This is a genomic window from Paenarthrobacter sp. 4246 (assembly GCF_040546855.1).
GTDB lineage: Bacteria > Actinomycetota > Actinomycetes > Actinomycetales > Micrococcaceae > Arthrobacter.
In genome coordinates this window covers 59,109-83,146 of the sequence record NZ_JBEPOP010000012.1, presented here as the reverse complement: position 1 = coordinate 83,146, position 24,038 = coordinate 59,109, and the positions used below count along the sequence as shown (strand labels likewise).

24 protein-coding genes and 1 tRNA gene are annotated in these 24,038 nt (G+C 63.4%); 13 read left to right on the top strand and 12 right to left on the bottom strand.

The genetic code is table 11. The features are described 5' to 3' along the window. Positions 1-82 precede the first annotated feature (82 nt). Genes mnhG through ABIE35_RS19450 form a run of 6 tightly spaced genes read right to left on the bottom strand, consistent with a single transcriptional unit; the run spans position 83 to position 6,388 of the window. Positions 83-475, bottom strand: a complete 393-nt coding sequence (gene mnhG, locus ABIE35_RS19475) for a monovalent cation/H(+) antiporter subunit G (RefSeq protein WP_354517504.1) — start codon at positions 473-475, stop codon at positions 83-85. Then, positions 465-743 carry an MrpF/PhaF family protein gene (locus tag ABIE35_RS19470; RefSeq protein ID WP_089596423.1) on the bottom strand — a complete coding sequence of 93 codons (279 nt, stop codon included), beginning with the start codon at positions 741-743 and terminating at the stop codon, positions 465-467. The genes mnhG and ABIE35_RS19470 overlap by 11 nt, the downstream gene beginning before the upstream one ends. Next, positions 740-1,306 (bottom strand): Na+/H+ antiporter subunit E, encoded by a 567-nt coding sequence (locus tag ABIE35_RS19465; protein ID WP_354517502.1) that lies wholly within the window; start codon positions 1,304-1,306, stop codon positions 740-742. Before ABIE35_RS19465 ends, ABIE35_RS19470 begins: the two co-directional genes overlap by 4 nt. Then, a complete protein-coding gene (locus ABIE35_RS19460; RefSeq protein WP_354517499.1) occupies positions 1,303-2,886 on the bottom strand; it encodes a Na+/H+ antiporter subunit D in 1,584 nt (527 codons plus the stop codon). Before ABIE35_RS19460 ends, ABIE35_RS19465 begins: the two co-directional genes overlap by 4 nt. Continuing rightward, positions 2,883-3,383, bottom strand: a complete 501-nt coding sequence (locus tag ABIE35_RS19455) for a Na(+)/H(+) antiporter subunit C (protein WP_354517498.1) — start codon at positions 3,381-3,383, stop codon at positions 2,883-2,885. The genes ABIE35_RS19460 and ABIE35_RS19455 overlap by 4 nt, the downstream gene beginning before the upstream one ends. Then, positions 3,380-6,388: a Na+/H+ antiporter subunit A gene (locus ABIE35_RS19450; protein ID WP_354517496.1), complete on the bottom strand. Its 3,009-nt coding sequence runs from the start codon at positions 6,386-6,388 to the stop codon at positions 3,380-3,382. The genes ABIE35_RS19455 and ABIE35_RS19450 overlap by 4 nt, the downstream gene beginning before the upstream one ends. A 200-nt stretch (positions 6,389-6,588) precedes the next feature. Here ABIE35_RS19450 and ABIE35_RS19445 point away from each other — a divergent pair, with 200 nt between their 5' ends. From ABIE35_RS19445 to ABIE35_RS19435, 3 genes are all read left to right on the top strand, one after another. Next, positions 6,589-7,989 (top strand): MFS transporter, encoded by a 1,401-nt coding sequence (locus tag ABIE35_RS19445; RefSeq protein WP_354517495.1) that lies wholly within the window; start codon positions 6,589-6,591, stop codon positions 7,987-7,989. A gap of 66 nt (positions 7,990-8,055) precedes the next feature. Next, on the top strand, positions 8,056-8,538 hold the full coding sequence (locus ABIE35_RS19440; RefSeq protein WP_089596429.1) for a cation:proton antiporter regulatory subunit: 483 nt from the start codon (positions 8,056-8,058) through the stop codon (positions 8,536-8,538). A gap of 5 nt (positions 8,539-8,543) precedes the next feature. Beyond that, complete coding sequence (locus tag ABIE35_RS19435) at positions 8,544-9,743, top strand: cation:proton antiporter (RefSeq protein ID WP_354517493.1); 1,200 nt, start codon at positions 8,544-8,546, stop codon at positions 9,741-9,743. Positions 9,744-9,914: 171 nt separating this feature from the next. Here the strand turns inward: ABIE35_RS19435 and ABIE35_RS19430 are convergent, their stop codons facing one another. After that, positions 9,915-10,520, bottom strand: coding sequence for an endonuclease domain-containing protein (locus tag ABIE35_RS19430; protein WP_354517492.1), 606 nt, complete (start codon positions 10,518-10,520; stop codon positions 9,915-9,917). Positions 10,521-10,577: 57 nt separating this feature from the next. Between ABIE35_RS19430 and ABIE35_RS19425 the strand changes: the two genes are divergently transcribed. Beyond that, positions 10,578-10,814 carry a hypothetical protein gene (locus tag ABIE35_RS19425; protein WP_354517489.1) on the top strand — a complete coding sequence of 79 codons (237 nt, stop codon included), beginning with the start codon at positions 10,578-10,580 and terminating at the stop codon, positions 10,812-10,814. A 270-nt stretch (positions 10,815-11,084) separates the two neighbouring features. On the opposite strand, the gene dcd is transcribed toward ABIE35_RS19425, so the two are convergent. Further along, complete coding sequence (dcd, locus tag ABIE35_RS19420; protein WP_011776299.1) at positions 11,085-11,660, bottom strand: dCTP deaminase; 576 nt, start codon at positions 11,658-11,660, stop codon at positions 11,085-11,087. Positions 11,661-11,800: 140 nt separating this feature from the next. Between dcd and ABIE35_RS19415 the strand changes: the two genes are divergently transcribed. Further along, positions 11,801-13,822, top strand: coding sequence for a CAP domain-containing protein (locus ABIE35_RS19415; protein WP_354517487.1), 2,022 nt, complete (start codon positions 11,801-11,803; stop codon positions 13,820-13,822). 31 nt (positions 13,823-13,853) lie between these two features. On the opposite strand, the gene ABIE35_RS19410 is transcribed toward ABIE35_RS19415, so the two are convergent. After that, on the bottom strand, positions 13,854-14,297 hold the full coding sequence (locus ABIE35_RS19410; RefSeq protein ID WP_089596431.1) for an SRPBCC family protein: 444 nt from the start codon (positions 14,295-14,297) through the stop codon (positions 13,854-13,856). A gap of 247 nt (positions 14,298-14,544) precedes the next feature. On the opposite strand from ABIE35_RS19410, the gene ABIE35_RS19405 reads away from it, so the two are divergent. From ABIE35_RS19405 to ABIE35_RS19385, 5 genes are all read left to right on the top strand, one after another. After that, positions 14,545-16,023, top strand: a complete 1,479-nt coding sequence (locus ABIE35_RS19405) for a M15 family metallopeptidase (RefSeq protein ID WP_354517485.1) — start codon at positions 14,545-14,547, stop codon at positions 16,021-16,023. Between the two features lie 79 nt (positions 16,024-16,102). Beyond that, positions 16,103-16,173: transfer RNA gene (locus tag ABIE35_RS19400), tRNA-Gly, on the top strand. Positions 16,174-16,330: 157 nt separating this feature from the next. Then, positions 16,331-16,792 (top strand): nuclear transport factor 2 family protein, encoded by a 462-nt coding sequence (locus ABIE35_RS19395; RefSeq protein ID WP_354517483.1) that lies wholly within the window; start codon positions 16,331-16,333, stop codon positions 16,790-16,792. 92 nt (positions 16,793-16,884) lie between these two features. After that, positions 16,885-17,019 carry a hypothetical protein gene (locus tag ABIE35_RS19390; protein WP_011776304.1) on the top strand — a complete coding sequence of 45 codons (135 nt, stop codon included), beginning with the start codon at positions 16,885-16,887 and terminating at the stop codon, positions 17,017-17,019. Continuing rightward, positions 17,016-18,173, top strand: a complete 1,158-nt coding sequence (locus tag ABIE35_RS19385) for a N(5)-(carboxyethyl)ornithine synthase (protein ID WP_354517481.1) — start codon at positions 17,016-17,018, stop codon at positions 18,171-18,173. The genes ABIE35_RS19390 and ABIE35_RS19385 overlap by 4 nt, the downstream gene beginning before the upstream one ends. Positions 18,174-18,224: 51 nt before the next feature. Here the strand turns inward: ABIE35_RS19385 and ABIE35_RS19380 are convergent, their stop codons facing one another. Then, positions 18,225-19,610 (bottom strand): MFS transporter, encoded by a 1,386-nt coding sequence (locus ABIE35_RS19380; RefSeq protein ID WP_354517479.1) that lies wholly within the window; start codon positions 19,608-19,610, stop codon positions 18,225-18,227. Between the two features lie 179 nt (positions 19,611-19,789). Between ABIE35_RS19380 and ABIE35_RS19375 the strand changes: the two genes are divergently transcribed. The 3 genes from ABIE35_RS19375 to ABIE35_RS19365 all read left to right on the top strand — a co-directional run bounded on the left by ABIE35_RS19375 (position 19,790) and on the right by ABIE35_RS19365 (position 22,102). Beyond that, entirely contained in the window at positions 19,790-20,644 is an 855-nt protein-coding gene (locus ABIE35_RS19375) for a LysR substrate-binding domain-containing protein (RefSeq protein WP_026543322.1), read from the top strand. A gap of 46 nt (positions 20,645-20,690) precedes the next feature. After that, positions 20,691-21,257 (top strand): GNAT family N-acetyltransferase, encoded by a 567-nt coding sequence (locus ABIE35_RS19370; RefSeq protein WP_354517477.1) that lies wholly within the window; start codon positions 20,691-20,693, stop codon positions 21,255-21,257. A gap of 71 nt (positions 21,258-21,328) precedes the next feature. Continuing rightward, the gene (locus ABIE35_RS19365) at positions 21,329-22,102 is read left to right on the top strand and encodes a sugar phosphate isomerase/epimerase family protein (RefSeq protein WP_354517476.1); all 774 of its coding nucleotides are present in this window, start codon (positions 21,329-21,331) and stop codon (positions 22,100-22,102) included. A 19-nt stretch (positions 22,103-22,121) separates the two neighbouring features. On the opposite strand, the gene ABIE35_RS19360 is transcribed toward ABIE35_RS19365, so the two are convergent. Both ABIE35_RS19360 and ABIE35_RS19355 read right to left on the bottom strand, forming a co-directional pair. Further along, complete coding sequence (locus ABIE35_RS19360) at positions 22,122-22,880, bottom strand: alpha/beta hydrolase (protein ID WP_354517473.1); 759 nt, start codon at positions 22,878-22,880, stop codon at positions 22,122-22,124. Then, positions 22,877-23,914, bottom strand: coding sequence for a LacI family DNA-binding transcriptional regulator (locus tag ABIE35_RS19355; RefSeq protein ID WP_354517472.1), 1,038 nt, complete (start codon positions 23,912-23,914; stop codon positions 22,877-22,879). The genes ABIE35_RS19360 and ABIE35_RS19355 overlap by 4 nt, the downstream gene beginning before the upstream one ends. Positions 23,915-24,038 lie beyond the last annotated feature (124 nt).

The window sequence follows — 24,038 nt, the reverse complement described above, 5'->3', positions numbered from 1 at the left end:
AACGCGGGGTCGCGTTGCCTCCACCTGATGGAATGAACACCAGTGGACGCAGGGCGACCCCGCGTTTGCTGTGACTGGGACTTTAGCGGTCGTTCCGGGGTTCTTGCCCCGCAGCCGCCCGTTGCACAACAGCTTCGAGTTCGTCCTTGGTGAGCATCTCGCGGTGGCCATGCTTGGTGCGGTAGGCGGAGCGACCCACCATATGGGCGGACACAGGTGCCGTCAGCAACTGGAAGATCCATGCCACCAGCAAGACCGGCCAAACCCACCACGTGCGCATTTGCAGGCCAATCGCAGCAAGCATGAGGAACAGTCCCAGTACTTGGGGCTTGGTGGCTGCGTGCATGCGGCTCATGAGGTCCGGGAATCGCAGCAATCCGATGGCAGCGCCCAAGGACATCAAGGCGCCCACCACCAGGAACACTGCGGTGACAGCGTCGATCACGACATCCACTCCGCTGGCATCAGGACTCATTGTTCTGTTCCCTCCGTTCAGCCACGAACCGTGCAACGGTCACCGATCCGATGAATCCGATCACCGCGAGGGCTACCAGCAGCATCAGGTTGTTGAGGTGCCTGTTCATCGCCATGTCGATCGCCAGTGCAGCACCCAGGATGGCCAACAAGACGTCTGATGCCAGCACGCGGTCCAGCAGGGAAGGGCCGATGGCGATGCGGACAATCGCGCCCGCGGCAGCCAGGCTGAGGATCACCGCCGTGACCACAAGGATGATCTCCTTCATCGTGCTGCCCCTTCCATTCCCGGACGTACTTCGGCGTTGAGGGCTTCCACTTCTTCGCGCGTGCCCATGATCCGGATCAGCCGCGCTTCAATGGTCTGGACTTCCTCGCGAATTTTGTCGATGTCCGCTTCTTCGTAAATATTGAGCGCGTGCAGGTACAGCGTGGACGTCGACCGGTCCACTTCCACCACCAGCGAGCCCGGAATCAGCGAGATGACGTGCCCCGTGGCCGTCACCATCAGGTCCGAGTGGCTGCGCAAGGGAACCGCGACGACGGCGCTGCGCACCTTGGGTCCCTTGACCACGGCCAGGAACAACACCAGGAAGCTCGCTGCCACCACTTTGGCGAGGAACATCAGGGCGAAGGGAATGGCACGCAGGATGTTGAACCTGCCGCTCAGTTCCACTGGTGGAAGGTAGAACAGCTTGGCTACCAGCACGGCTATCAGCGCACCGAACAGCAGGTTTCCGGGACTGAAGTCCCGCCACAATGCGCCCCAGACAATGACCAACCAAATGAGCAGCGGGAGTTCGGTGCGGAACGAAATGGGCTTACGGCTCATTTGGTATCACCCGTCTGTAGTTCCTCGGGCGGCCCAAGCGGTGGCACTTCGACCGAGTCGCCCAGGACCGAGTGGATATAGGCCGAACGATCCAGCATGATTCCTGCGGAACCGTCAGCCACCTGGAAGAGCGGACCGGCGAAGACCGTCAGCGCGACACCGAAAACTACCAGTCCCGCCGTCGAACCAACCATGGTCCGCGGCAAGACGCCCACGTTCCGGGGATTCAGGAGAGCTGGGTCCGGATACTCAGCGTCTTCGGGCTTGCGCCAGAAGGCCCTGTTCCACACGCGGGCGATGGCCAGCAGCGTCAGGAGGCTGGTGACCACGCCACCCACCACCAGCGTGATGGCCAAGGGTGTTCCCAAATCCACGCCGGCCTGCAGGAGGCCCAACTTTCCCAGGAAGCCAGAGAACGGCGGAATACCTGCGAGGTTCATGGCCGGGACGAAGAACAGCAAGGCCAGTAACGGGGAAAGCTTGGCCAAACCACCCAACCGGTCCATGGACGAACTGCCGCCCCTGCGTTCTATGAGACCTGTGACCAGGAACAGGCTTGTCTGCACGGTGATGTGGTGCGCCACGTAGAAGACGGCGGCGCCCAACCCTGCCACGGAACTCATGGCCAGACCAAACACCATGTACCCGATGTGGCTGACCAGGGTGAACGACAACAGACGCTTGATATCGCTTTGGGCCAGGGCACCTAAGATGCCCACCACCATGGTGAGTAATGCCACCACCATGAGTGGAACATTCAGGGTGTCGCCGGGGAACAAGAGCGTTTCCGTACGGACCATGGCGTAGACACCTACTTTGGTCAGCAAGCCCGCGAACACGGCCGTAACCGGCGCGGGTGCCGTCGGGTAGGAGTCAGGGAGCCAGAAGGACAGCGGGAACACGGCGGCCTTGATGCCGAAGGCCACCAACAGCATGACGTGGAGGAGGTTTTGGGTGCCTTGGTCCAGTTCCGCCAATTTGATGGCAAGGTCCGCCATGGTGATGGTCCCCGTGGCCCCGTAGATCATGGCGATGGCGATGAGGAACAACACGGATGACACCACTGACACCACCACATAGGTGACGCCCGCACGGATGCGCGGCCCCGTGCCGCCCAACGTCATGAGCACATAGCTCGCCGTCAGCAGGATCTCGAACCCTACGTAGAGGTTGAAGAGATCACCGGTGAGGAACGCGTTGGACACACCCGCCACCAGGATCAGGTACGTGGGGTGGAAGATCGAGACGGGTGCTTCCTGGTCTCCGTCGGCCATGCCTTGACCGGTGGCGTAGATCAACACCGCAAGGCTCACCACGGTGGAGACAACCAACATCAGCGAGGAGAACTGGTCCACTACCAGGACCACGCCCCACGGAGGCAGCCATCCACCCAAGGTGACCGACGTTGTGCCGCCGTCCCATACGGAGATCAGCAGGAGGCACTCGAGCAGCAACGTCGCACTCAGGATGCCAATGCTCACCACACGCTGGGCGGTGTGGTGCCGGATCAACAGGAACGCGAGAGCGGCACCCAGAATCGGCAGGAGGACAGCTAGCGGCGACAGGTTTGCGAGATTCACGCGCTGCCTCCTTCCTGGTTTGGTGCCTTGCTCGGGGTCTCGGTCGCTTCGGGGTGGGTGTGGTCCGAGGTGTTGGCAGGGGTGACGGCGAATTCCGAGGTCTCCAACGGCACAATGGCGTCGTCCTCGGCATCGAAGCTTGGCGTCTCCGCAACGCGACGGTCCTCGAGGTCATCCTGGATTTCGTCCTGCCGCGCCAAGACCCACGTGCGGTAGATGATGCCCAGCATGAAGGCCGTCACGGCGAAGGAAATGACGATCGAGGTAAGGATCAGTGCTTGGGGCAGAGGATCGCTATAGGCGTCCGGGCTGGTTTCCTTGGTGAACAAGGGCGCCAACCCGGCGTATCCGCCGGTGGTCAGGATCAGGATGTTGGTGGCGTTGGCCAGCAACATCAATCCCAACAGCACGCGGGTCAGGCTCCGCTCCAGGACCAGGTAGATGCCGCAGGCGTACAAAACGCCCATGACGATCAGCAGGGTCAGGTTGATGCTCATGCGGTACCTTTCCCGGATGCGGCGGATTCAGCGGCTTCTCCTGCAAGGTCGGCGGCGTCTTCCTCTGCGAGGGGAGCGCCCTTGCCCTCAAAGTGTTCATCGATTTCGGCACCGAGGCTGCGGAGAACGTCGAGCGCCAGGCCGACCACCACGATGTACACGCCGATGTCGAAGATGGTGGAGGTGACAAACTTGACGTCTCCGAAGACCGGCAGCCAGAACTCGATGATCGCGCTCTGGAACACCTGTCCGCCGAGGAAGAGCGGCACCAGACCCGAGGCTGCCGCCGTCGCGAGTCCCGTCCCCAAGAGAGTTCCGGCGCTGACTGTTGCAGCCTCGCTCAACTCGAACCGGCCGCCCGCAAGGTACCGGATGGTCAGGGCAAGGCCCGCGGTCAGGCCACCAGCGAAACCGCCGCCGGGCAAGTTATGGCCGGCAAGGAGGAGGTAGATGGAGAAGACGATCATCGAGTGGAAAATCAGCCTGGTCACCACTTCGAAGATGATCGAGCGGCGTTCTGGAGCCAAGGTGCGGCCCGCCACCAGCCACGCGTCGCGGCTGACGTCAGTGAACTTTTTGGCGATGGCCAGCGTGGCACCGTCCAGGGAGTCACGGTCGACGCCGGTGCGGCGCCCCACGCTGCCTTCCGGCACTGCCTCCGAGGTCTTGATCCGATCACCGCGGCTGCGAACGAAGATCAGGCTGGCCACGCCCGTGGCTGCGATGGCGAGCACTGAAATTTCGCCGAACGTGTCCCAGGCGCGAATGTCCACCAAGGTCACATTGACGACGTTCAAGCCGCCACCGCCCTCGTACGCCAGCCGTGGGAAGTCCAAGGAAACAGGTGCGGCCACACGGGCGCCCATGGCGTAAATCGCTACGAAGATCATGGTGATGCCGAACGCTGCACCGATGATCACGCGGATCACCCGAAGCCTGCCACCGGTCCGGTCCCGGAGCTCAGCCGGCAGGCTGCGCATGGCGAGCACGAACGCCACCAGGACGATGGTCTCCACCAGCATCTGTGTCAATGCCAGGTCCGGAGCGCCCTGCAAAGCAAACATGAGGGCAATCCCGTAGCCCGTCACAGACACCATGAGGACCGCAAGGAAACGCTTGTTGGCCCGGACAGCAGCCAACGCACCCACCACGATTCCCGCTCCGGCAACCATTTGCAGCGGAGAGTTGGGGTCGATGAAGTAGATGCCTTCCGGCAGGGGCTTGTTGGCTGCAATCAGGGCGGCGAGAGGTACAGCGAAGGCTACGGTGAGGATGACCGTCAAGTAGAAGTAGAGCGAACCACGCTGCGTACGGCCTGTGACCCAAACAGCGATGTCGTCCAGCGCGCCGATGGTGTGCTGGTAGGCCCGGTCGCCATCAATCCAGTCAGGAACCAGGCTTTGTGCCCGGGACACGATGTTGCGTCCGTAGAACATCGCAGCACCTGCCGCGAACGTTATCGCTGTCAACCCCAGCGCGGGGGTGAGGCCGTGCCACAAAGCCAAGTGCCCGGCGTCGACCGCGTCCGGCCTATCGGCGAACAGCGCCGCGTAAGGCTGGATCCATGTGTCGACGGGAGCCGGCCACACACCGTAGGCAATGGTGAGCAGGCTCAGGATGGCAGGCGCGGCCAGGAACGCAGGCTTGATGGGTTTGAACGGCGTAGGTTCAACGCCCGGCTTGGTGGCGAACGCGCCCCACATGAACCGGGCGCTGTAGGCGAACGTCAGGATGGATCCGATTACCAGGCCCACCAGAATCAAGGTTCCCCATGCAGGTGCGTCATCGCCCGTGCCGTAGTGAACGAATGCTTCGAAGACTGATTCCTTGGCTACGAAGCCAGCCAAAGGAGGTACCCCGGCCATGGACGCCGCGGCGATCGCTGCAACTACTCCAAGGGCGCGCGATGAGCGGAAGACGCCGGAGAGCTTACGAATATCGCGCGTTCCCGACTGGTGGTCGATGATGCCCACCACCAGGAACAGCGCCGCCTTGAACAAGCCGTGGGCAAGGAGCAGCCCGAGCCCGGCAAGCGCCGCATCCGGGCGTCCGAGCCCCACCACCATGGTGAGAAAGCCGAGCTGGCTCACGGTGCCATAGGCCAGGATGAGCTTGATATCTGTCTGGCGAAGGGCCCTGTACCCACCTACAAGCATGGTGGCCAACCCGAGCCCCAGGACCACCGGCAGCCAGAATTCCGACTCGGAAAAGCCCGGCGCCAGGCGCGCCACGATGTAGATGCCGGCCTTCACCATCGCCGCCGCGTGCAGGTACGCACTGACGGGAGTGGGGGCCGCCATGGCGCCCGGCAGCCAGAAGTGGAACGGGACCAGCGCCGATTTTGTCACCGCACCGGCCAGGATAAGCACGACGGCGGCCGTCACCGCACCCTGCATGGGTCCGGTCATGAGGGTTGAGGCTTGGTCCAAAATAGCCGAGATGCGGTAGGTTCCCGCTGCCTGGCCCATGATGATCAGGCCAACGAGCATCGCGAGGCCACCAGCGGTGGTGACCATCAGCGCCTGCAGTGCCGAGCGGCGTGCTGCCAAACGGGTACGCGCGTAGCCGATCAGCAGGTAGGACAGGATGGTGGTGAGCTCCCAGAAGATGAACAGCATCAGGAGGTCATCGGAGGTCACCAAGCCGAACATGGCTCCGGCGAAGGCCAGCAACTGGGCTCCGAAGCCGCCGAGATCCGCATCCTTGTTCTTGAAATACCGGGCGCAATAGACCAGGACCAGGGAACCGACTCCGAGGATCAGGAGGGACATAACCCACGCCAACGGATCCATGCGGAAGGCCAGTTCAAGTTTCAAGCTGGGTATCCACGGGAGAATTTCGTCTATGCCGCCACCGGAATATACAGGGCCGTACTGGAAGAGCAGCCAAACGAACGCTGCCGCCGGCACAGCTGCCAAGACATAAAAGGCGTTCCTGCCAAGTTTGCTGAAGATCAAGGGCGCCACAGTTGCCGCTACAAAGGTGATGGCGAGAACTGTGATCACTGTTTTCTCCGCAAAGTCAGGAACGAATTGTCAAAGTTGGAGCAGGCGGTCATACGTTGGGTTCGGTTTAGCTAGTTTATCAAGGGGGACAGACCGTTTTTCGCCAAAGAAGGGGGCTGGAGGTTACGTTTCAATCCCTGTTCTCCACATAGCGGGCTGTCATCCGCCCGCCGTTCTCCCCTCCGCTATAGCATCGAGCTATGAACGCGGCCGTAGTTCCCGAAGCCTCCCAACCGACCTCCGAGCTCGCCTCAGGACCTGTCGCCTCCAAGAAGGGCCAGATCCTTGCGTGGGCTTCCTGGGACTGGGGCTCGGCTGCCTTCAATGCGGTCATGACCACGTTCGTTTTCACCGTGTACCTCACGTCCAATGCTTTCGGCGGAGAGGACGCAGCCTCGGCTGCGCTGGGTGCCGCCTTGGCCATCGCCGGCCTGGCCATTGCCTTGCTGGCTCCTGTCACCGGGCAGCGTTCAGACGCCGGCGGCCGCCGCAAGCTGTGGCTTGGGGTCAACACGGCCGCCACTGCCGTGCTCACTGCGCTCTGCTTCTTTGTCTTTCCCCAGCCCGAGTTCCTGTTACTGGGTGTTTGCCTCATCGCACTGGGCAACGTCTTCTTTGAGTTCGCCGGCGTCAACTACAACGCCATGCTGGCGCAGATCTCCACGCCCAAGAACATCGGCAAGGTCAGCGGCTTTGGCTGGGCCATGGGATACCTGGGCGGAATCGTTGCCCTTCTGCTGGTTCTGCAACTGTTCGTCCAGCCGTCCTTCGACTGGTTTGGTGCCTCAACACAGGACTCCCTCAACATCAGGCTCGTGGCAGTCTTCTCTGCGCTGTGGTTCTTCATCTTCGCCCTGCCAGTGATGTTCGCCGTCCCTGAAGTTCCGGCGAGGAAGGCCGCTTCCTTGGGGTTCCTGGCCTCCTACAAGTTGCTGATACGCCGGATCGGGGCCATCTACCGGACCAGCCCACACACCATCTACTTCCTGCTTTCCAGCGCAATCTTCCGCGACGGCCTCGCTGCTGTGTTCACCTTCGGCGGTGTCATTGCAGCAGGTACGTTCGGTTTCGAACTCAAGGAAGTCATCTTCTTCGCCATCTTTGGCAACGTGGTCGCTGCCGTCGGCGCCATCATCGGCGGTTTCCTGGATGACAGGATCGGACCAAAAACCGTGATCGTCCTGTCTTTGGCCGGCCTCCTCATCGCCGGCACCTTCATCCTGGTGCTGGGCAACGGCGACTACGTGTTCCTCGGTAACGAATGGCCGGGGAGCAACACTTTCTGGGTCTTCGGCCTGCTGCTCTGCCTGTTCGTAGGCCCGGCGCAATCGTCCTCGCGGGCCTATCTGGCCAGGCTTGCACCGGAAGGCGAGGCCGGCGAACTCTTCGGCTTGTACGCCACTACCGGCCGGGCCGTCAGTTTCCTCGCTCCCACCCTCTTCACCCTGTGCATCGCCGTTGCCTCTCCCCTGGTTGCCGAGGGTGAAGCCCAACGTTGGGGCATCCTCGGAATCATGGTGGTCCTGCTGGCCGGCCTCCTGGTGATCCTGCCGGTCAAGCCCCCGGCGAAAGTGGAAATAGCTGTGGTTCCCGAGCGTTAACAACAAAGGACCGGTTGGAGTGCGAGGGCCGTACCGGACCGGTTCAGGACAGTTTAGGGTGGAGCTATGAACGTGGATGAGACCGAACTCCCGGGCCTTGGGGTCCGCAAGGATTTCGTCACGGCTTCGGGCCGTCGTATCGGTGTAGTGGAGCTGCGGGAAGGTGAAACAGAGCTTTTCGTCTCGACGTGGGACGATCCTGACACGTGCCAGGCGTCAATTCCCTTGACTGCCGACGAAGCGTCAACGCTGGGGAACCTCTTGGGCGGCCAGCACATTGCCATGCGCTTGGCGGAAGAGCATCGCGAGATACCCGGCATTGTCACCCGCCAGTTCTCCATCACTCCTGATTCGCCCTTCGTCAACCAGCCCATGGGCAAGGCGCAGATCCGCACCCGCAGTGGTGTCTCCATCGTCGCGATCATGCGCGAAGGCGAGGTTGTCCCCTCGCCCGCACCCGACGTCGTACTTCACACCGGCGATTTGCTCGTAGCGGTCGGCACCCAGGAAGGTCTTGACTCGGCAGCCGACATCCTTCGCAACGGCTGAGCGGAATGGATCCGCTCGCACTAGCCCTCGTTGAACTGGGGGCCGTCGTCTTCTGCCTCGGCCTCTTGGCTCGACTAGCGGGCCGAATCGGCATGTCCCCCATCCCCCTCTACCTCGTGGGTGGACTGGCCTTCGGCGCCGGCGGGTTCGTCAAGCTGGACGGCATGCACGAGTTCGCCCATCTTTCCGGCGAAATTGGCGTCATTCTCCTGCTGCTGATGCTCGGATTGGAATATACGGCGTCCGAGCTGGTTACGGGACTCCGGCGATCATGGCAAGCCGGTGTCATGGATTTTGTCTTCAACTTCCTGCCTGGCGCAGGATTGGCCGTCCTTCTCGGCTGGGGACTGGTAGGCGCCATCGTCATGGGTGGCGTTACCTATATCTCCTCGTCAGGCATCGCAGCCAAGGTCATCACCGACCTCGGCCGGATTGGTAACCGCGAAACACCCGTGGTTCTCTCCATCCTGGTTTTCGAAGACCTGGCAATGGCCATCTATCTCCCCATCCTCACCGCCATCCTTGCCGGCGTTGGTTTCCTTGGCGGACTGCAGACCGTGGGCATTGCCCTCGCCGTTGTCACCGTGGTGTTGGTCATCGCACTCAGGCACGGCCACCGCGTCTCGCAGGCAGTTCACAGCGAGAACTCCGAGGTGTTCCTGCTGAACGTTCTGGGGCTGGCGCTTCTGGTAGCCGGCATCGCTTCTGCCCTCCAGGTTTCCGCGGCCGTTGGGGCCTTCATGTTGGGCATCGCCATCTCAGGCGCAACGGCCCACAATGCCACTCGCATCCTTGAGCCGCTGCGGGACCTTTTCGCGGCAATTTTCTTCGTGGCGTTCGGACTCAACACCGACCCCACGTCGATTCCCCCTGTCCTCGGATGGGCGCTTGTCCTGGCCGTCGTCACTGCGGCAACCAAGATGCTCACGGGCTTCTGGGCCGCCAAACGCGCCGGTATTGCTATGCCCGGCCGCTTCCGTGCAGGGGCCGCCTTGATCGCCCGCGGCGAGTTCTCCATCGTCATCGCGGGCTTGGCCGTCGCTTCAGGGGCAGTTCCCGACGAACTCGCCGCACTCGCCACGGCCTACGTCCTCATCATGGCCATCCTGGGTCCGCTGGCCGCCCGCTTCGTGGAACCAGTGGTCAAGGCCCTCCGCCGAGCCCCTGGCGCCCCGCCCCGGACCCCTGAGCGCGCCCCAGCCTAACCAGGCCTCCCCATCCTCCTGGCCTCGCCGAGGGGCGACATCTCAACCGAAAACGGCCCACCCAAAGTGCCGAGACCTAACCCCTCAACACCTAACGCCCCCAACTTCCACCCCTCCCCTGCGCTGAGGGGCGACATCTCGCCCGAAAAGGCCCACCCAAAGTGCCGAGACCTAACCCCTCGGCGGCCATCCACCCTGTATGAGCGCCTCGCGGATGCGGCGGACAACGCCGTCGTAGCCGCGTTCCCGTACATGCTCGGCGGTAACGACGACAGAAATCCAACCGTTTGCCGCGAGCGACGCCTCGCGTCGGACATCGGACTCCTTTTGAGCGGGACTAAGGTGATGGCCGCCGTCGTAATTGATCGCAACCTTGAAGTCGGGATAGGCGAGATCCGGCCACGCCACTTCGCGGCCCGAAGGATCACGCACCACGTAGCTCAGCACCGGTTCAGGCAGGAAGTCTCTGCCGATCGCCAGTCGCAGCCTGGTCTCGGGTACAGAGTCGGCGCCCACACGGGTCAACTCCAGCGCTGCCCTCGCCTTCCGAATGCCACGCGTCCCGGCATGTCGATCGACTTGTGCCTTGAGATCCTCAGCAGAGCAGAGGGGAATCCTGTTATGACCAAAGCTTCGGGTTTGGCTGCAGATGAAGTAGTCGGCGGCAGCGACCAAGTCCTCGAAAGCCAGCACCGCAGCTAGATCCAGCCACGTGCGGGCGGGGCTGGTCACGGGAATCCCGTCCACGGAACTGATGTCCGGCACAGCCAGCACCATGCGATGTCCCTTGACTCCCTTGCGTTGAGGCCGAAATGTGCCGTCGGACCTCGTCAGATGAAGCAGGAAATCCTGCTGGGCATTCAAGGGCAATGGGCATCCCCACAGCATCGCAGCAGTCTCCCGACAACAGATGGCTCCCTCAGTTATGCCGGTGAGGAGGCGGGCAGTGTGTGCGGGGTCCTGTTGTTCGCCCCAGGGAACCCGGACTCCCCTGCTGGCAACGCGAAGATCGTTATTCCAGGCACGATGATCCGGGATGCCGGCCGCCCGCTGCTCGGCGAGCGTGAATGAACGGCCCCGAATCTCGGCAGGGAGTGGAGCGGAAATCCTCATCAGCCATTGTTGGCATGGTTGAGGATGCGCTGAGAGGTTACCCACAGTGTGGAGGACTAGTGGAGCTGAGAAGACCTCATCGAGGGGCGACGTCTCGACTGAAAAAGCCACCCAAAGAGCCGAGAGCTAACCCCTCGGCGCAAGAGAAAGAGGCGAGAGCTAACCCCTCGGCGCAAGGGAAAGAGCCGAGAGCTAACCCCTCGGCGCAGACAGAAGGCGCAACAGAGGCTAGATGGACGTCCGGTGGAAGTTCTGGTGGCTGCGGCTGGCGGTGGGTCCGCGCTGGCCCTGGTAGCGGTTTCCGTATTCACCGGAACCGTAGGGGTGCTCGGCCGAGGACGTCAGCCGGAAGAAGCACAGCTGGCCAATCTTCATGCCGGGCCACAGCTTGATGGGCAGGGTGGCCACGTTGGAGAGTTCCAACGTCACGTGGCCCGAGAACCCGGGGTCGATGAAGCCGGCGGTGGAGTGCGTCAGCAGTCCGAGCCGGCCCAAGGACGACTTGCCTTCAAGGCGGGCAGCAATGTCGTCGGCGAGGCTGACTGTTTCATACGTGGAGCCCAGCACGAACTCGCCCGGGTGCAGGATGAAGGGCTCGTCGCCTTCCACCTCCACCAACCGGGTCAGCTCGGGCTGTTCCTCGGCGGGGTCGATGTGGGCGTACTTGTGGTTGTCGAACAGCCGGAAGAACCTGTCAATCCGGACGTCCACGGAAGACGGCTGCACCATCGCGGGGTCGTACGGCTCAAGAACAATCCGTTGGGAGTCTATTTCGGCACGTATGTCGCGGTCAGAGATCAGCACAGCATCAAAAATACCCCATGCGTCCAAGTCACCATGCATTGTCCGGGCGGCCCCGTGGGACTATAGTTCCCGGACATGTAGAACCGCGCCCGTACCTGGGGGCAACGAGCATTCGCGGGGTAATCGTGAAAAAACTGGCAGTGCCGGCTTCTATTGTGCTGGCCGGGGCGCTGGCCCTCTGCGTCGCCGCCTCCAGCCAGATCCTGCCGGCTACGGACGCGGGTCCGGGCAGCAGCGCCACCCCCTCCTCCAGCGTCGAGTCCGGTCTGACGGCACCTGAGTCAAGCACGACGCCGGACGCCGCACCTTCCGTGGATACCCCAGTGGCCGGCGAAGCCTCCGACCCCGCCACCGTGCCCGTCCCCGAAGAAGGCTACGAAAGCGGTGCGCCAAGCAGGCCCATCGCCCTGGACCCGGTCATCGAGACGCCGCCGCCTGTGCCGAACATTGGGCCGTCGTGGGGTCCGGACGGTCCGCCGACGGAAGGCGCGTCCCCGGAAAACCCGGGCGCCACGGAACCCACCGTCCCCGATCCCGTGGAGCCGGCGCCACCGCAGTCCTCGTCGTCGGCGGCTCCGGCCCCGTCAGCACCTGCCATTGGCCCGCTCCCGTCAGGTACGCCGTCGCAGACAGCCAGCCCAACGCCGTCGGCATCGCCAACAGCCACCCCCACGCCGTCGGTGACCCCAACCCAGACTGCTGGCCCCACGGCGTCGCCGTCCCCAACGGCCACCGCGACCCCGACAGCGTCGGCATCACCCACGGTCACGCCGACACCGGTACCACCCCAGACGGCCTCCGCCGCACCCACGGCGCCAACCCCCTCCCCCACACCAAGCACCCCCTTCCCCGGCAAAGCCCCCAACGGTGAAACAGATCCGGACAACGGCGCCCTTGCCCTCCTCCCGGACAGCAACACGGCCGCAATCCTGACGGTGTTCAACGCGATCAACAGCTATCGCGCATCCCTGGGCCTGGCCCCGGTGAAGTACCACGCGACAGTGGCGAGCCTTGCCCAAGATTGGTCGAACAACATCGCCACCCGGGAAGTGATCCAACACCGTGCCAATTTCTGGACGGACCCGCGTGCGCTTAATCCGAACAACGGTGCAGGTGAAGTCATAGCTGTCCGCTGGGACCGTGATGCGGCGCAGTTGGTGCAGTGGTGGAAGGGTTCCCCGGGGCACGATGCCCTGCTGCGTGATCCCCGGTTCAACGTCATGGGCATCGGCATCACCTACACAGACGGCAACTGGCAAACCACACCCAACCGCTACACGCTGTGGGGTGTGGTGAATTTCTTTGGCTACACCTCGCTGCCGGCCGGAACCACCAATGCACCCGGCGGAACGGTCACACCTCCTACGGATCCCATCGGAGCATGCCAGCCGGGCGACAAATACCAGCCGCCCACCGTCAACCTCAGCTCCGCCTCCATCAGGAGTGCCGCAGATCTGGTCTCCATCGCGGCGGACGGAACGGTGTATTCCTACCCCTCCTTGGGGAACGCAAAGTACGGCGCAGCGCGCAAGATCGGCGTCGGTTTCACGGGGCTCAAGGAACTGTTCGTCAATGATTGGGACCGTGACGGCGTCTTTGACCTCATTTACCAACGCACCGACGGGGCACTGCTGGTGTATCCGGGGAGGCAGTCGGGCGGCTTCGGTTCGCCTGGAGTGCTGGGCCACGGTTGGCAGTCCCTGAACATTGCGGTGGGCAACTGGTGCGCCAACAACCGGCTACCCCAGATTGTCGCGATGGACGCATCCGGCGGGCTGTGGCTCTACAAGAACGCAGGGATGACGTACATCCGGTCGCAGGCCGCGATCGGCACGGGAAACAAGGCCGTCCGGCTCAGCATGGTGGACTACAACGCGGATGGTTTCCAGGATCTGCTTACCGTTGAGCCCAATGGTTCCTTGCGCCTGTACCGGGGCAGCGGCCTGGCGACGCCCAAGCAGGAAGCCCGGCCCATTGTGGGCGCCGCGTGGACTGATTACTCCGGACTGCGTTCCTTGCGGGGCGTCACGGGGGCAAACACCACCGGCATTGCGGGCCTGGGCACCAACGGGGTCTTGGAGTACTGGGACCTCACTACGGGAAGGCTGACCACGCCCATAGCGGTGGGTGGCGGCTGGACCGGCTACAAGCTCGCCCAATAGGCGACCCGACGAAAAAGCAAAAAAGGAGCGCTCACACCACCGAGCGTGATTCCATCACGGTCTTCAGCTGCTCCAACTGGGCAACTTCGCTTTCCATGGTTTTCTGGATCATGCCGTTCATCAGTTTCTGCAGTCCCTTGGGGTGGTATTCAAGGGCGAACCTGAGCCGGGTGGTTTGGCCTTCGGTGCTGAGGTAGTAGCCGCCGGTAGGACGGGCGGGTCCCGCGACGACGGCGAAGCGTACTTCCGCTCCGGGCCGTGCTTCGGTGATCTGGAAATCAGCGGCGATGGGGCGGCCGCCCGGACCATTGATGGTCTGCTGGTAGAGCGCGCCTTTGTGGCCGCGGAGACCTGAGCGCAGTGAGATGCTGCGGATCCCGGACCGCCACAGGGAGTTGTTCATGCCGTCCATGAGGAATCCGTACACGGTCATGGCGTCCCGGCTGATCACCACTTCGTAGTCTGCAAATGCCATGGAAACCTCTTTCGGCGTACGGTTCGATATGTCGTAGCCCGGTTCCCCATACGCTGCAGCTAACACTTTCAGAATAGTCAGCACGCGCGGCACTGGAGCACAAAAGGGGCGAGCCTTGACCGAATGGTTATCTGGCGCTTCACAAAGTTACGACTGACAGGGCATGGCACCACGGGGTAGAGTTCCCCAGGCTGGCAAAAACCGAATTGGGGGCGTTATGCGGGTTCTGGGACATCAAACTTTTGCAGTGAAGGCACGACGACGGGTGGCTGCGTCCGCGGTTTTCGTCGCCATTGCGGTGGCAGGCGGAGTTGTCACGGCGGCTCCCGCCACGGCGGCAGTACCCACGGTAAGTGCTGCAGCAAAAACAGCAGCAACCACAAGGGTCCCCGCTACAGTGAACCCGTTGCCGAGCGTTGACCCCATCGGGGACCCTGCCAATACTTCGGTCCTGGTCAACAAATCGCGGCCACTGAATCCGGCGAGCTACGCGCCGTCGGACCTCATCAACGCACGTGGCTCGGGCCAGTACATGCGCGCGGAAGCTGCCGCGTGGCTCAACGGCTTGTTCCAGGGCGCGGCAGACGCTGGCACGGGCGGCTTGTCGATCGTGAGCGGCTACCGGTCCTATGCGCAACAGCAACAGGTTTATGCGTACTACGTCAGCATCTACGGCCAGGCCTATGCGGACACCATTTCGGCCCGCCCCGGGTACAGCGAGCACCAGACAGGGCTCGCCATGGACATCGGTAACGCCGCCGGCAACTGTGGCCTGAGCACCTGCTTCGGTGATACTGCGGCAGGCAAGTGGGTGGCTGCGAATGCCCATAAATACGGCTTCATTGTCCGCTACCCCAACGGTTACACGGGCACCACGGGCTACAGCTACGAGCCGTGGCATTTGCGCTATGTGGGCGTAGCCTTGGCCACCGACATGAACCGGCGCGGGTTCCCGACGCTGGAGCACTACTTTGCGGGCAACACAGCAGCCGCAGCAAGCATCAAGTCCGGCGCCGACCTGGTGGCTGCCGACTCTTCGGGCCGTCTTTTGCGCTACCCCGCGACGGCGGCCGGCGGCTACGCGGGGGCAGTCCAGATCGGTTCGGGCTGGACCGGCTTGAAGCAGGCTTTCGTGGTGGACTGGGACATCGATGGCGTCTACGATCTCCTGGCGCAGTGGAACAACGGCGTTCTGGGGGTCTATCGAGGCCTTCCGGGCGGCGGATTCGCCAACCAGGTTGTGGTGGGCAACGGTGGCTGGGAGCGCATGACCATCACTGTGGGTAAGTGGACGCACAAGCATGGCCGGCCCGGCGTCGTCGGCTATTTCCCGGACGGTGTGCTGCGCTACTACCCCAACACCTTTGGTGGTGCGCTGAGCGCGCCGCAGATCATCGGCAAAGGCTGGAACGGCATGGAACTGACCATCGCCGACTGGGAAGGCGACGGCGCCAACGACATCCTGGCGAGGACAGGTTCCGGTGCCCTGATTAATTACCGCGGTGACGGCTGGGCAGGCTTCTACGGACCGGCCACCACCGTGGGCACCGGCTGGCAGTACATACGCGTCTTGGCCCCCAGCTTTGGGCTGACTGGCGCGGGCACCCGCGGCATCACCGCACAGACCGCCGACGGTAACCTGTACAACTACGGCCTGGGCCGGGGACAGTGGACAACGTACCGTCAGGTGGGTTCCGGATGGAACGGCCTGAAACTGTTCAAGTAGGCGGCCGACGCGCCTGTCATGAGCAGCCCCACAACTGCGCTAAGCTAGGACTCGCTCGGGGCGAAAATTCCCGGGCAGCGCGGGCGTAGCTCAATGGTAGAGCGCTAGCTTCCCAAGCTCGATACGCGGGTTCGATTCCCGTCGCCCGCTCAAGGAAAACCCCGGATCCCACCATCCGGGGTTTCTTTGCGTCCAAGGACTGAATGCCCGACGGCGGTACTCACCAAACGGGGCCGCGCACCCGTCGACCGGAGGGTCTCACGAGCCTAGACTCGTACGTACATCCACCTATCCGGGAGGTCCTCCAATGACTCTCACCGACGCTGGTGAGGCGGGCCCGCTCGCCGTCATCAACCGCCTGCTGGAAGCCACGAACAAGCACGATCTTGAAGGCCTGGCGGCCTGCTTTGCGCCGGGCTACGTCAACGAAACGCCGGCGCATCCCACCAGGGGCTTCACTGGCCGGGACACTATCCGCAGCAATTGGGAACAACTTTTCACAGGTGTTCCGGACATCAAGGCGCATCTCCTCTCGCACAGCGTCAACGGCAGCTCCATCTGGACCGAGCTGCAACTGAAGGGTGCGTGGCGGGATGGTACGCCGCACGAAATGACGGGCGTCATCATCTTCGGCGTGGACGAGGGCATCATCAACAGCGCGCGCTTCTACCTGGAGCCGGTGGAAAAGGCGGCATCGCTGGACGATACCGCGGATCGTGTGACCCACCGCGTCACCCATGGACGTCCTGCGGCCGAGCCGGCGCAGTGACCCAAGGGCAGTGACCCCGGCCACTGCTTCTCCGTGCTAGGTGTATCGTCAGGAGTCAGGAGCCATTTCGGCTCCGCTCTAAGGGAGCCATCATGGGCGACAAATCACCGCGCCAAACCGCATCAAAGAAATCCAGTAAGTCCATCAAGGAAAAACGTGCGGATAAGAGGGCTTCCGAGTCCTCCGCCACCGAGGCCGCAAAGCCCTCTACCGGCAACAAGAAGTGACCGCGCCAACCGCCCAGCTGAGCATAGGCGTTCTCGCTTCCTCGCTGAAGCCCAATGAGCGCCGCCTCCCCATCCATCCCCAGCATCTGGAGCGCATCGATCCGGACGTGCGCCAACAGCTCAGGTTTGAATTCGGCTACGGCGAGCGGTTCGGCGTCTCTGACAGCACGCTGGAATCGCTGGTGGGTGGGCTCGGTACACGGCAGGAATTGATCGCCGGCAGCGACGTCATCCTCCTGCCCAAGCCGCAGGCCCAGGACTTGGCCGAACTCCGCGACGGCCAAACGCTGTGGGGCTGGCCGCACTGTGTCCAGGACCGGGCCATCACGCAACTGGCCATCGACAAGAAGCTCACGCTCATCGCCTTCGAGGCCATGAATCACTGGGCCGGCGACGGTGGCTTCGGCCTGCATGTTTTCCACAAGAACAACGAGCTCGCCGGGTACTGCTCTGTGCTTCATGCCTTGGCACTCACGGGTTCCACGGGCGACTACGGCCGCCGGCTGAGCGCCGTCGTCATTGGCTTCGGGGCCACTGCGCGTGGCGCCGTCACTGCACTGAATGCCCACGGCGTCCACGACGTCCAGGTCCTGACCAACCGTGGCGTCGCCGCCGTCGGGTCACCCATTCACTCGGTGCGGATTGTGCAGTTCGATCATGACAGCAACGCACCTTTCCTCAGCGAAGTCATCACGGACAAGGGGCGCAAGCCCTTGGCGCCGTTCCTGGCCGCCGCGGACATCGTGGTCAATTGCACTCTTCAGGACCCCAACGCCCCGCTGACGTACCTTCGCACGGAGGATTTGACGGAATTCCGGGCTGACAGCCTGATTGTGGACGTTTCCTGCGACGAAGGAATGGGGTTCAGCTGGGCACGCACCACCACCTTCGACGAACCCATGTTCCGTGTGGGCGGGCACGTCAACTACTACGCCGTGGACCACAGCCCGTCGTATCTCTGGAACTCAGCCAGCTGGGAAATCAGCGAAGCCTTGCTCCCATTCCTGGACACCGTTGCGGCGGGCCCTGCCGGATGGGATGCCAACGAGACCATCTCCCGGGCCATCGAAATCCGCGACGGCGTCATCCGCAACCCGGATGTCCTGGAGTTCCAGGGCCGCTCGGCGGAGTACCCGCACCTCGCAACGGCATAGCACCACGCGGAAGGCAGCGCCAGCGGTTCGCCGCCGGTGCTGCCTTCTCTGTTAAGCCGTTTGGGTCTCCTGCACGATCCGCAGTACCCGCCGCCGGTCACGCAGGTCCACCTTCAGGTGCAGCGAAGACTTCCGGGCAAGGACGACGGCGACTACAGCAGCGGCGATGGCCGGCACGCCACCTGAGATCAGGACAGCAAGGTGCGGACCAAAGTGCTCGGCCAGCCACCCCATCATGGGGCCGCCGATGGCCTGGCCACCGATCAGCACCACCAGGTACAGGCTCATGACACGGCCGCGGATGCTCATGTTGGAGCTGGTCTGCACCATTTGATTGGCCGCAGTGAGGAACATAAGGCACCAGAATCCGGCCAGGACCATGGCGACGCTGAACCACACCATGGAGGGCATCAGCGATGAGACACAGAGCATGAGCCCATACAAACCCGCCGACGTCACCACCGATCGCAACCGCAGCTGTCGACGCCGCGTGGACGCCACTGCTCCGATCAGTGCACCGAGCGCAACCATGGCGTTCAGCAGGCCGTAGCCTCCGGCACCGGCGTCGTACACATGGTCCGCAAAGGCGGCCAGCAACACGGGCAAGCTCATGGCAAAAACGGCCACAAACCCGGCCATCAACCACGGCCAGTAAATGGTGGGCTTGCTGAGTGCGTAGTTGAGCCCCTCGCGCAGCATGCCCTTCTTGCGGGGTGTCGGCTGGCTGAGGTGCAGCTGGTCCTTGCGAAGGATCAGCAGCATGGCAACGGTGGAGCAGCAGGCCACAGCGTTGGCGGCGAAGGCCCAGCCTGCACCGACGGCGGTCAGCAGGACACCGGCCAGGGCAGGCCCGATCAGACCGCCGAGCTGGAACGTCGTGGAGTTCACGCTGATGGCGTTCCGCAGGTATTTGGGCCCAACAAGTTCGTTGACGAACACCTGCCGGGCCGGCTGGTCCAGAACCGTCACGAAGCCCAGGGCAAGGGCGATGACGTACACGTGCCAGACCTCAACGCGCTGACTCAGGGACAGGAACGCCAACGCGGCGGCAAGCACGGCCGCCGCCGATTGGCAGATGATGAGGATCTTGCGCTTGGCAAAACGGTCGGCAATCATGCCTCCCCATGGCCCCAGAAACAGTGACGGCATGAACTGCAACGCCACCGTAATTCCGACGGCGGTGACGGAACCGGACAGCTGCAGCACCATCCAGTCCTGGGCGATGCGCTGCATCCAGATGGCGATCACGGCGATGAAGTGGCCGATCGCGAAGATCCTGAAGTTGGGGACCTTCAGGGAGATGAAGGTATGCCGCCAGGGCAGCTTTTCGCTCACGACGGCGAGTGGCTGGGTGACGGTGTCCGCGGGCGGAGGTGCGGACAGGGAATCGATGACGGGCTGGCTGACGTTTGCCGCTGAAGGCGGTGGGGGTGCCAAAAGTAGTCCTCGGATCGAGAGTTTCGGTGGGATGCGTTTAACGCTATGGTTGCCAGCAGCAATTATGAAAGCGTATTGCGCCTATAACTAGCATTGCGGAATGCAATGATCTGCTTGCAGCACGAGGGGAAACGGCGCAGTACTCCGGCCCGGCGTTGACCTGCGCTTAGAGGAGTTCCGTGTTCGAACCTGTCCAGCTCCGTTCCTTTTTGGCCGTCGCGGAAACGCTGAGTTTCACCAAGGCAGCCGAGCGGCTGGGCCTCGCACAGCCCACGGTCAGCCAGCATGTCCGCAAGCTCGAGGCCGCCGCCAAGCGCGTACTCGTGGCCCGGGATACCCGTGAAGTCAGGCTTACTGACAACGGTGATGCCATGGCTGGTTTTGCCCGCAACATCCTTGCTGCCCACGATTCCGCGGCCCGCTACTTTTCCGGCTCGGCCATGCGGGGACGCCTCCGCTTCGGGACAGCCGACGACCTCGCCATCACCGGCCTCCCCCGGATTCTCCGGGAGTTCCGGCAGCTCTACCCACAGATCAACCTCGAGCTCACTGTCAGCCAAAGCGATCAGCTGTACAAGCGGCTCAACGCCGGGCAACTGGACCTGGTGTTCGTGAAATGGGTGGCCGGGGCCAAGGAAGGCACGGTGGTCCGGCACGACAACTTCGCGTGGGTCGGCGTGGAGCAGACAGTGCTGGAACCGGGCGCCCCCGTGCCGCTGATCGCCTACCCTGCGCCTAGCCTGAGCCGGAAACTGGCCATCGACGCCCTGGAAGCCGAGGGCCGGACGTGGCGGATCACGTGCAGCACCAAGCAGATCAGCGGGGTGCTCGCGGCCGTGCGCGCCGGCATTGGAGTGGCGGTCATGCCGGCGTCGTTGGTGCCCGAGGACCTGAAGGTCATCACCCAGCGATTCGGGCTGCCGCCGGTGGGCGACGTGGACTTCACGTTGATCCGGAATCCACTCGCCAACGCCGAGGTCATCGATGCCCTGACGCAAGCCATCATGGGCCGGACGCTGAGTAAGTCGAACTAGCCGTCTGGCCGCCGGAAGCAGCCAGCGACCGTAGTACGCTCACCCCATGACTCCCGCCACGCTCGTCCAGCCGTCCGCAAAGTTCCATGAGTCCTGGCTGGAAAGCTACGACGAGTGGGGCACCCTTAACCAGGATGGCTCGGCGGCTTTTGTGGCTGCGAGATACGACCTGGATCTCCGCGACAACAGCGACTTCGCGGAATGGGTTCGCCTGCTGCACGAGTTGCCCAAGGAGAGCTTCCAAGCCCCTGAAGGCCTGGCCAATCAGAGCACCATCTGGGTTGTCGAGGACGACGCGTACCTGGGGGCCGCCAGCCTCAGGCACTCGTTGGCCAATGACTACCTCACTGAGGTGGGAGGCAACATTGGCTACGGCATACGGCCCAGCGCGCGGGGGCGGGGGCTCGCCAAGCTTGCACTGAAAGGCGCCCTCCAAGTGGGTCGCTCCCTCGGCATGGAACGCGTGCTGGTGACCTGCAAACAGCCGAACGTGGCGTCCGCCCGCACCATCGAGGCGTGCGGCGGCGTTCTTGAAAGCGTCCGGCCGCCGGAGAGTTTTGCTACGGATCTGGGAGTCACCGAAGCGATCCGGCGTTATTGGATCAAGCTCTAGCCCAGCGTTCATTCTGTTCAGCAGGCGATACGACCTTACCGGGTAAGCGCATTCCCGGTATCCTGTGAAGCATGATCGACCTCACCACTCTGGCTGACCTCACGCCTGGCATCTGTTCCGTGACTCTCCGCTCCCACGGGATTGACGAGGTGGTCCGCATTTCATCGAATGCGGGCCTGGCCGGCATCGAGTGGGGCACTGATGTGCACGTCAGCGATGCGGAGTCCGCGGCGCACGCAAAGGGAGCAACTGAAGCAGCGGGACTCACGGTTCTCTCGCTCGGCTCGTACTACCGCTGCGGTGCCTTCGGGGATTTCGATCGGGTCCTGGACCTCGCTACAGCACTGGGCGCCCCGCGAATCCGGGTGTGGGCCGGCGAACAGGGTTCGGCCGGCGCCAGCCAGGAACACTGGGACGCAGTTGTAAAGGACACGCAGCGGATTGCGGATCTCGCAGCCGCCCGGGGTGTCGCCATCGCGTTTGAGTATCACGGCAACACCCTCACCGACTCCCCCGCCACCACCCTGGAGTTACTGCACCGGGTGAACCATGCCAACGTCGGCACTTACTGGCAGCCCGCCGTCGGACTTTCAGACCAGCAGGCGCTGGAGTCCCTCCACGAAGTCCTCCCCCACGTGGTGGGCGTCCACTGCTTCTCCTGGGGGCCGGTTGCCGAACGCTTCCCGCTGCGGAACCGGAAGTTGCTGTGGCAGACCGTTACTGACGTCCTGCGCGGAAACGGCAAGGACCTGGACATCATGCTGGAATTCGTCGAGGACGACCTTCCGGACAACGTCATCAACGACGCCTCATTCCTGCACACGATCACCTTGGGCGAGGACTGAGGCCAACTACGTAACGCGGTTACGCAGCCCAGCCCCACCGGCCGAGCCATGATGCGCAGAGCGCCGGCCACTGATCAGCCCCGGCCGTTCCCGAAGCCAGGCCAATACCGTGGACGCCGTGCGGGAAGAGGTGCAGTTCCACCGGGACACCGGCCCGGCTGAGCGCGCCGGCATAAGCAAGGCTGTGGCTGATGGTGACGGATTGGTCGTCGGCCGTATGCCAGAGGAAAGCGGGCGGCGTTCTCGGCGTGACGTGAAGATCCGTTGAGAGCTCCCGCAGGACCCCAGGGGCGGCACCCGCTCCAGCGAGGTTGTCCACAGACCCCTGATGGACCGAATTCACGAACGAAATGACCGGATAGCAGAGAATGCTGAGGTCCGGCACAGCCTCCACGGTATCCAGCGAAGGATCCCCGGTGGCTACCTCCACGGACAACGTGGACGCGAGATGTCCGCCGGCTGAAAATCCCAGGACGCCGACACGCGAAGGGTCAACCTTCAGGCCATGGTCGCCGCCGCGGATCCACAGCATCGCCTGCTTGGCATCCTCCAACGGAGCCGGGTGCTGATCCGGCGCCACCCGATACCGCAGCACGAACGCGTGGATTCCCAACGATGCCAGCCATTCCGCCACCGGCTCGGCCTCGTGCTCTGCCTGCTTCGCGTAACCCCCGCCGGGAAGCACCAGGATGGCTGGTGCAGCTTCAGTGGAACGTTCGACGGCGGGAATCACCGTCAGCGCCCGGGGCGCCTGCGCTGGTGGCCCCGCCGTCGTCATACCTGTGATTCCACCGGAGTTTCGGTGCTGCGGCGGAGCTTGACCGCGCCGCTGACGGGCGGAGTATCCGGATCTCCCGCAGCCAGCCGGCCAATATCCTCGAGCGGCAGGTGCACGGTGGACAGTGCGGGCCGGAAGTCGCGCAGGGTTTCAATGTCGTCAAAACCGGCAATGGTGGCGTCCCGGGGAATCCACACGCCCTCCGGCCGAAGGGCAGCGGTAACGCCGATGGCCATGACGTCATTGACGGCAAAGATGCAAAGGCGTTCCGCGGAAGACTTGATCCGTTCGGCAAGCGCCTGCCCGGCTTCGTATCCGCCAGCCCGGTTGAATCCTGTGCGGATCACCTCGGCTTCGGGCCTGCCGGCGTCAGCCAGCCCACGTTGGAAACCGCGGACCCGGTCGTCCGAGGTGTAGAGCCCTTCGGGGCCGGCAATGATCAGGAAAGCACCGTCATGGGTGGCGGACAATTCCGCAGCGAGGCCGGCAGCCAGTTCCTCGTTGGGGACTTTCACCACGTGGTAGCCCTCGCTCGTGGACGCGCCCACCACCGGATGGCCAACAACTCCCACGTGCCCGCCGTTGCGGCAGTAGCGGTCCAGCTCCGCTGCCAGCTCAGCATTTCCTTGCTTGTCCTCGGCCCGCACGGAACGCGAACCGGCAATGACGATCGAGTCGGCGCGACGCGCAGCGAAGGCGGCCACGGCCTCTTTTTCATCCGAAGGAGCCCCGGAGGTGGTGGCCAGGAGCACCATGCGGTTCTGCTGACGGGCAGCTTCCTGGACTCCGCGCGCGATCGCAGAGAAGTAGGGATCGGCGATGTCGTGGACAACCAGTCCGATCAAGCCCGAACTCGACTTGGCCAACGCCTGCGCCTGCGCGTTTGGCACGTAGCCGAGCTTGTCGGCGGCCTCGCGGACGCGTTCGGCAATGTCTTCGGCGGGCTTCCGGGACGAGCCGTTGAGGACCCTGGATGCGGTGGCCAGGGAAACCCCGGCCAAACGGGCAACTTCACTCAATGTGCTGGCGGCCACGGGGCCCTCCTTGTCTGCAAGCGTCGGGACTGGCGCTAGGGAAATTATGTCAGTCTTCCGAGAGTTTTGGGAAAGCGCTTGCCAATCCGGCGCGTCATGGTGCATGATCGATGACAACGGGAAT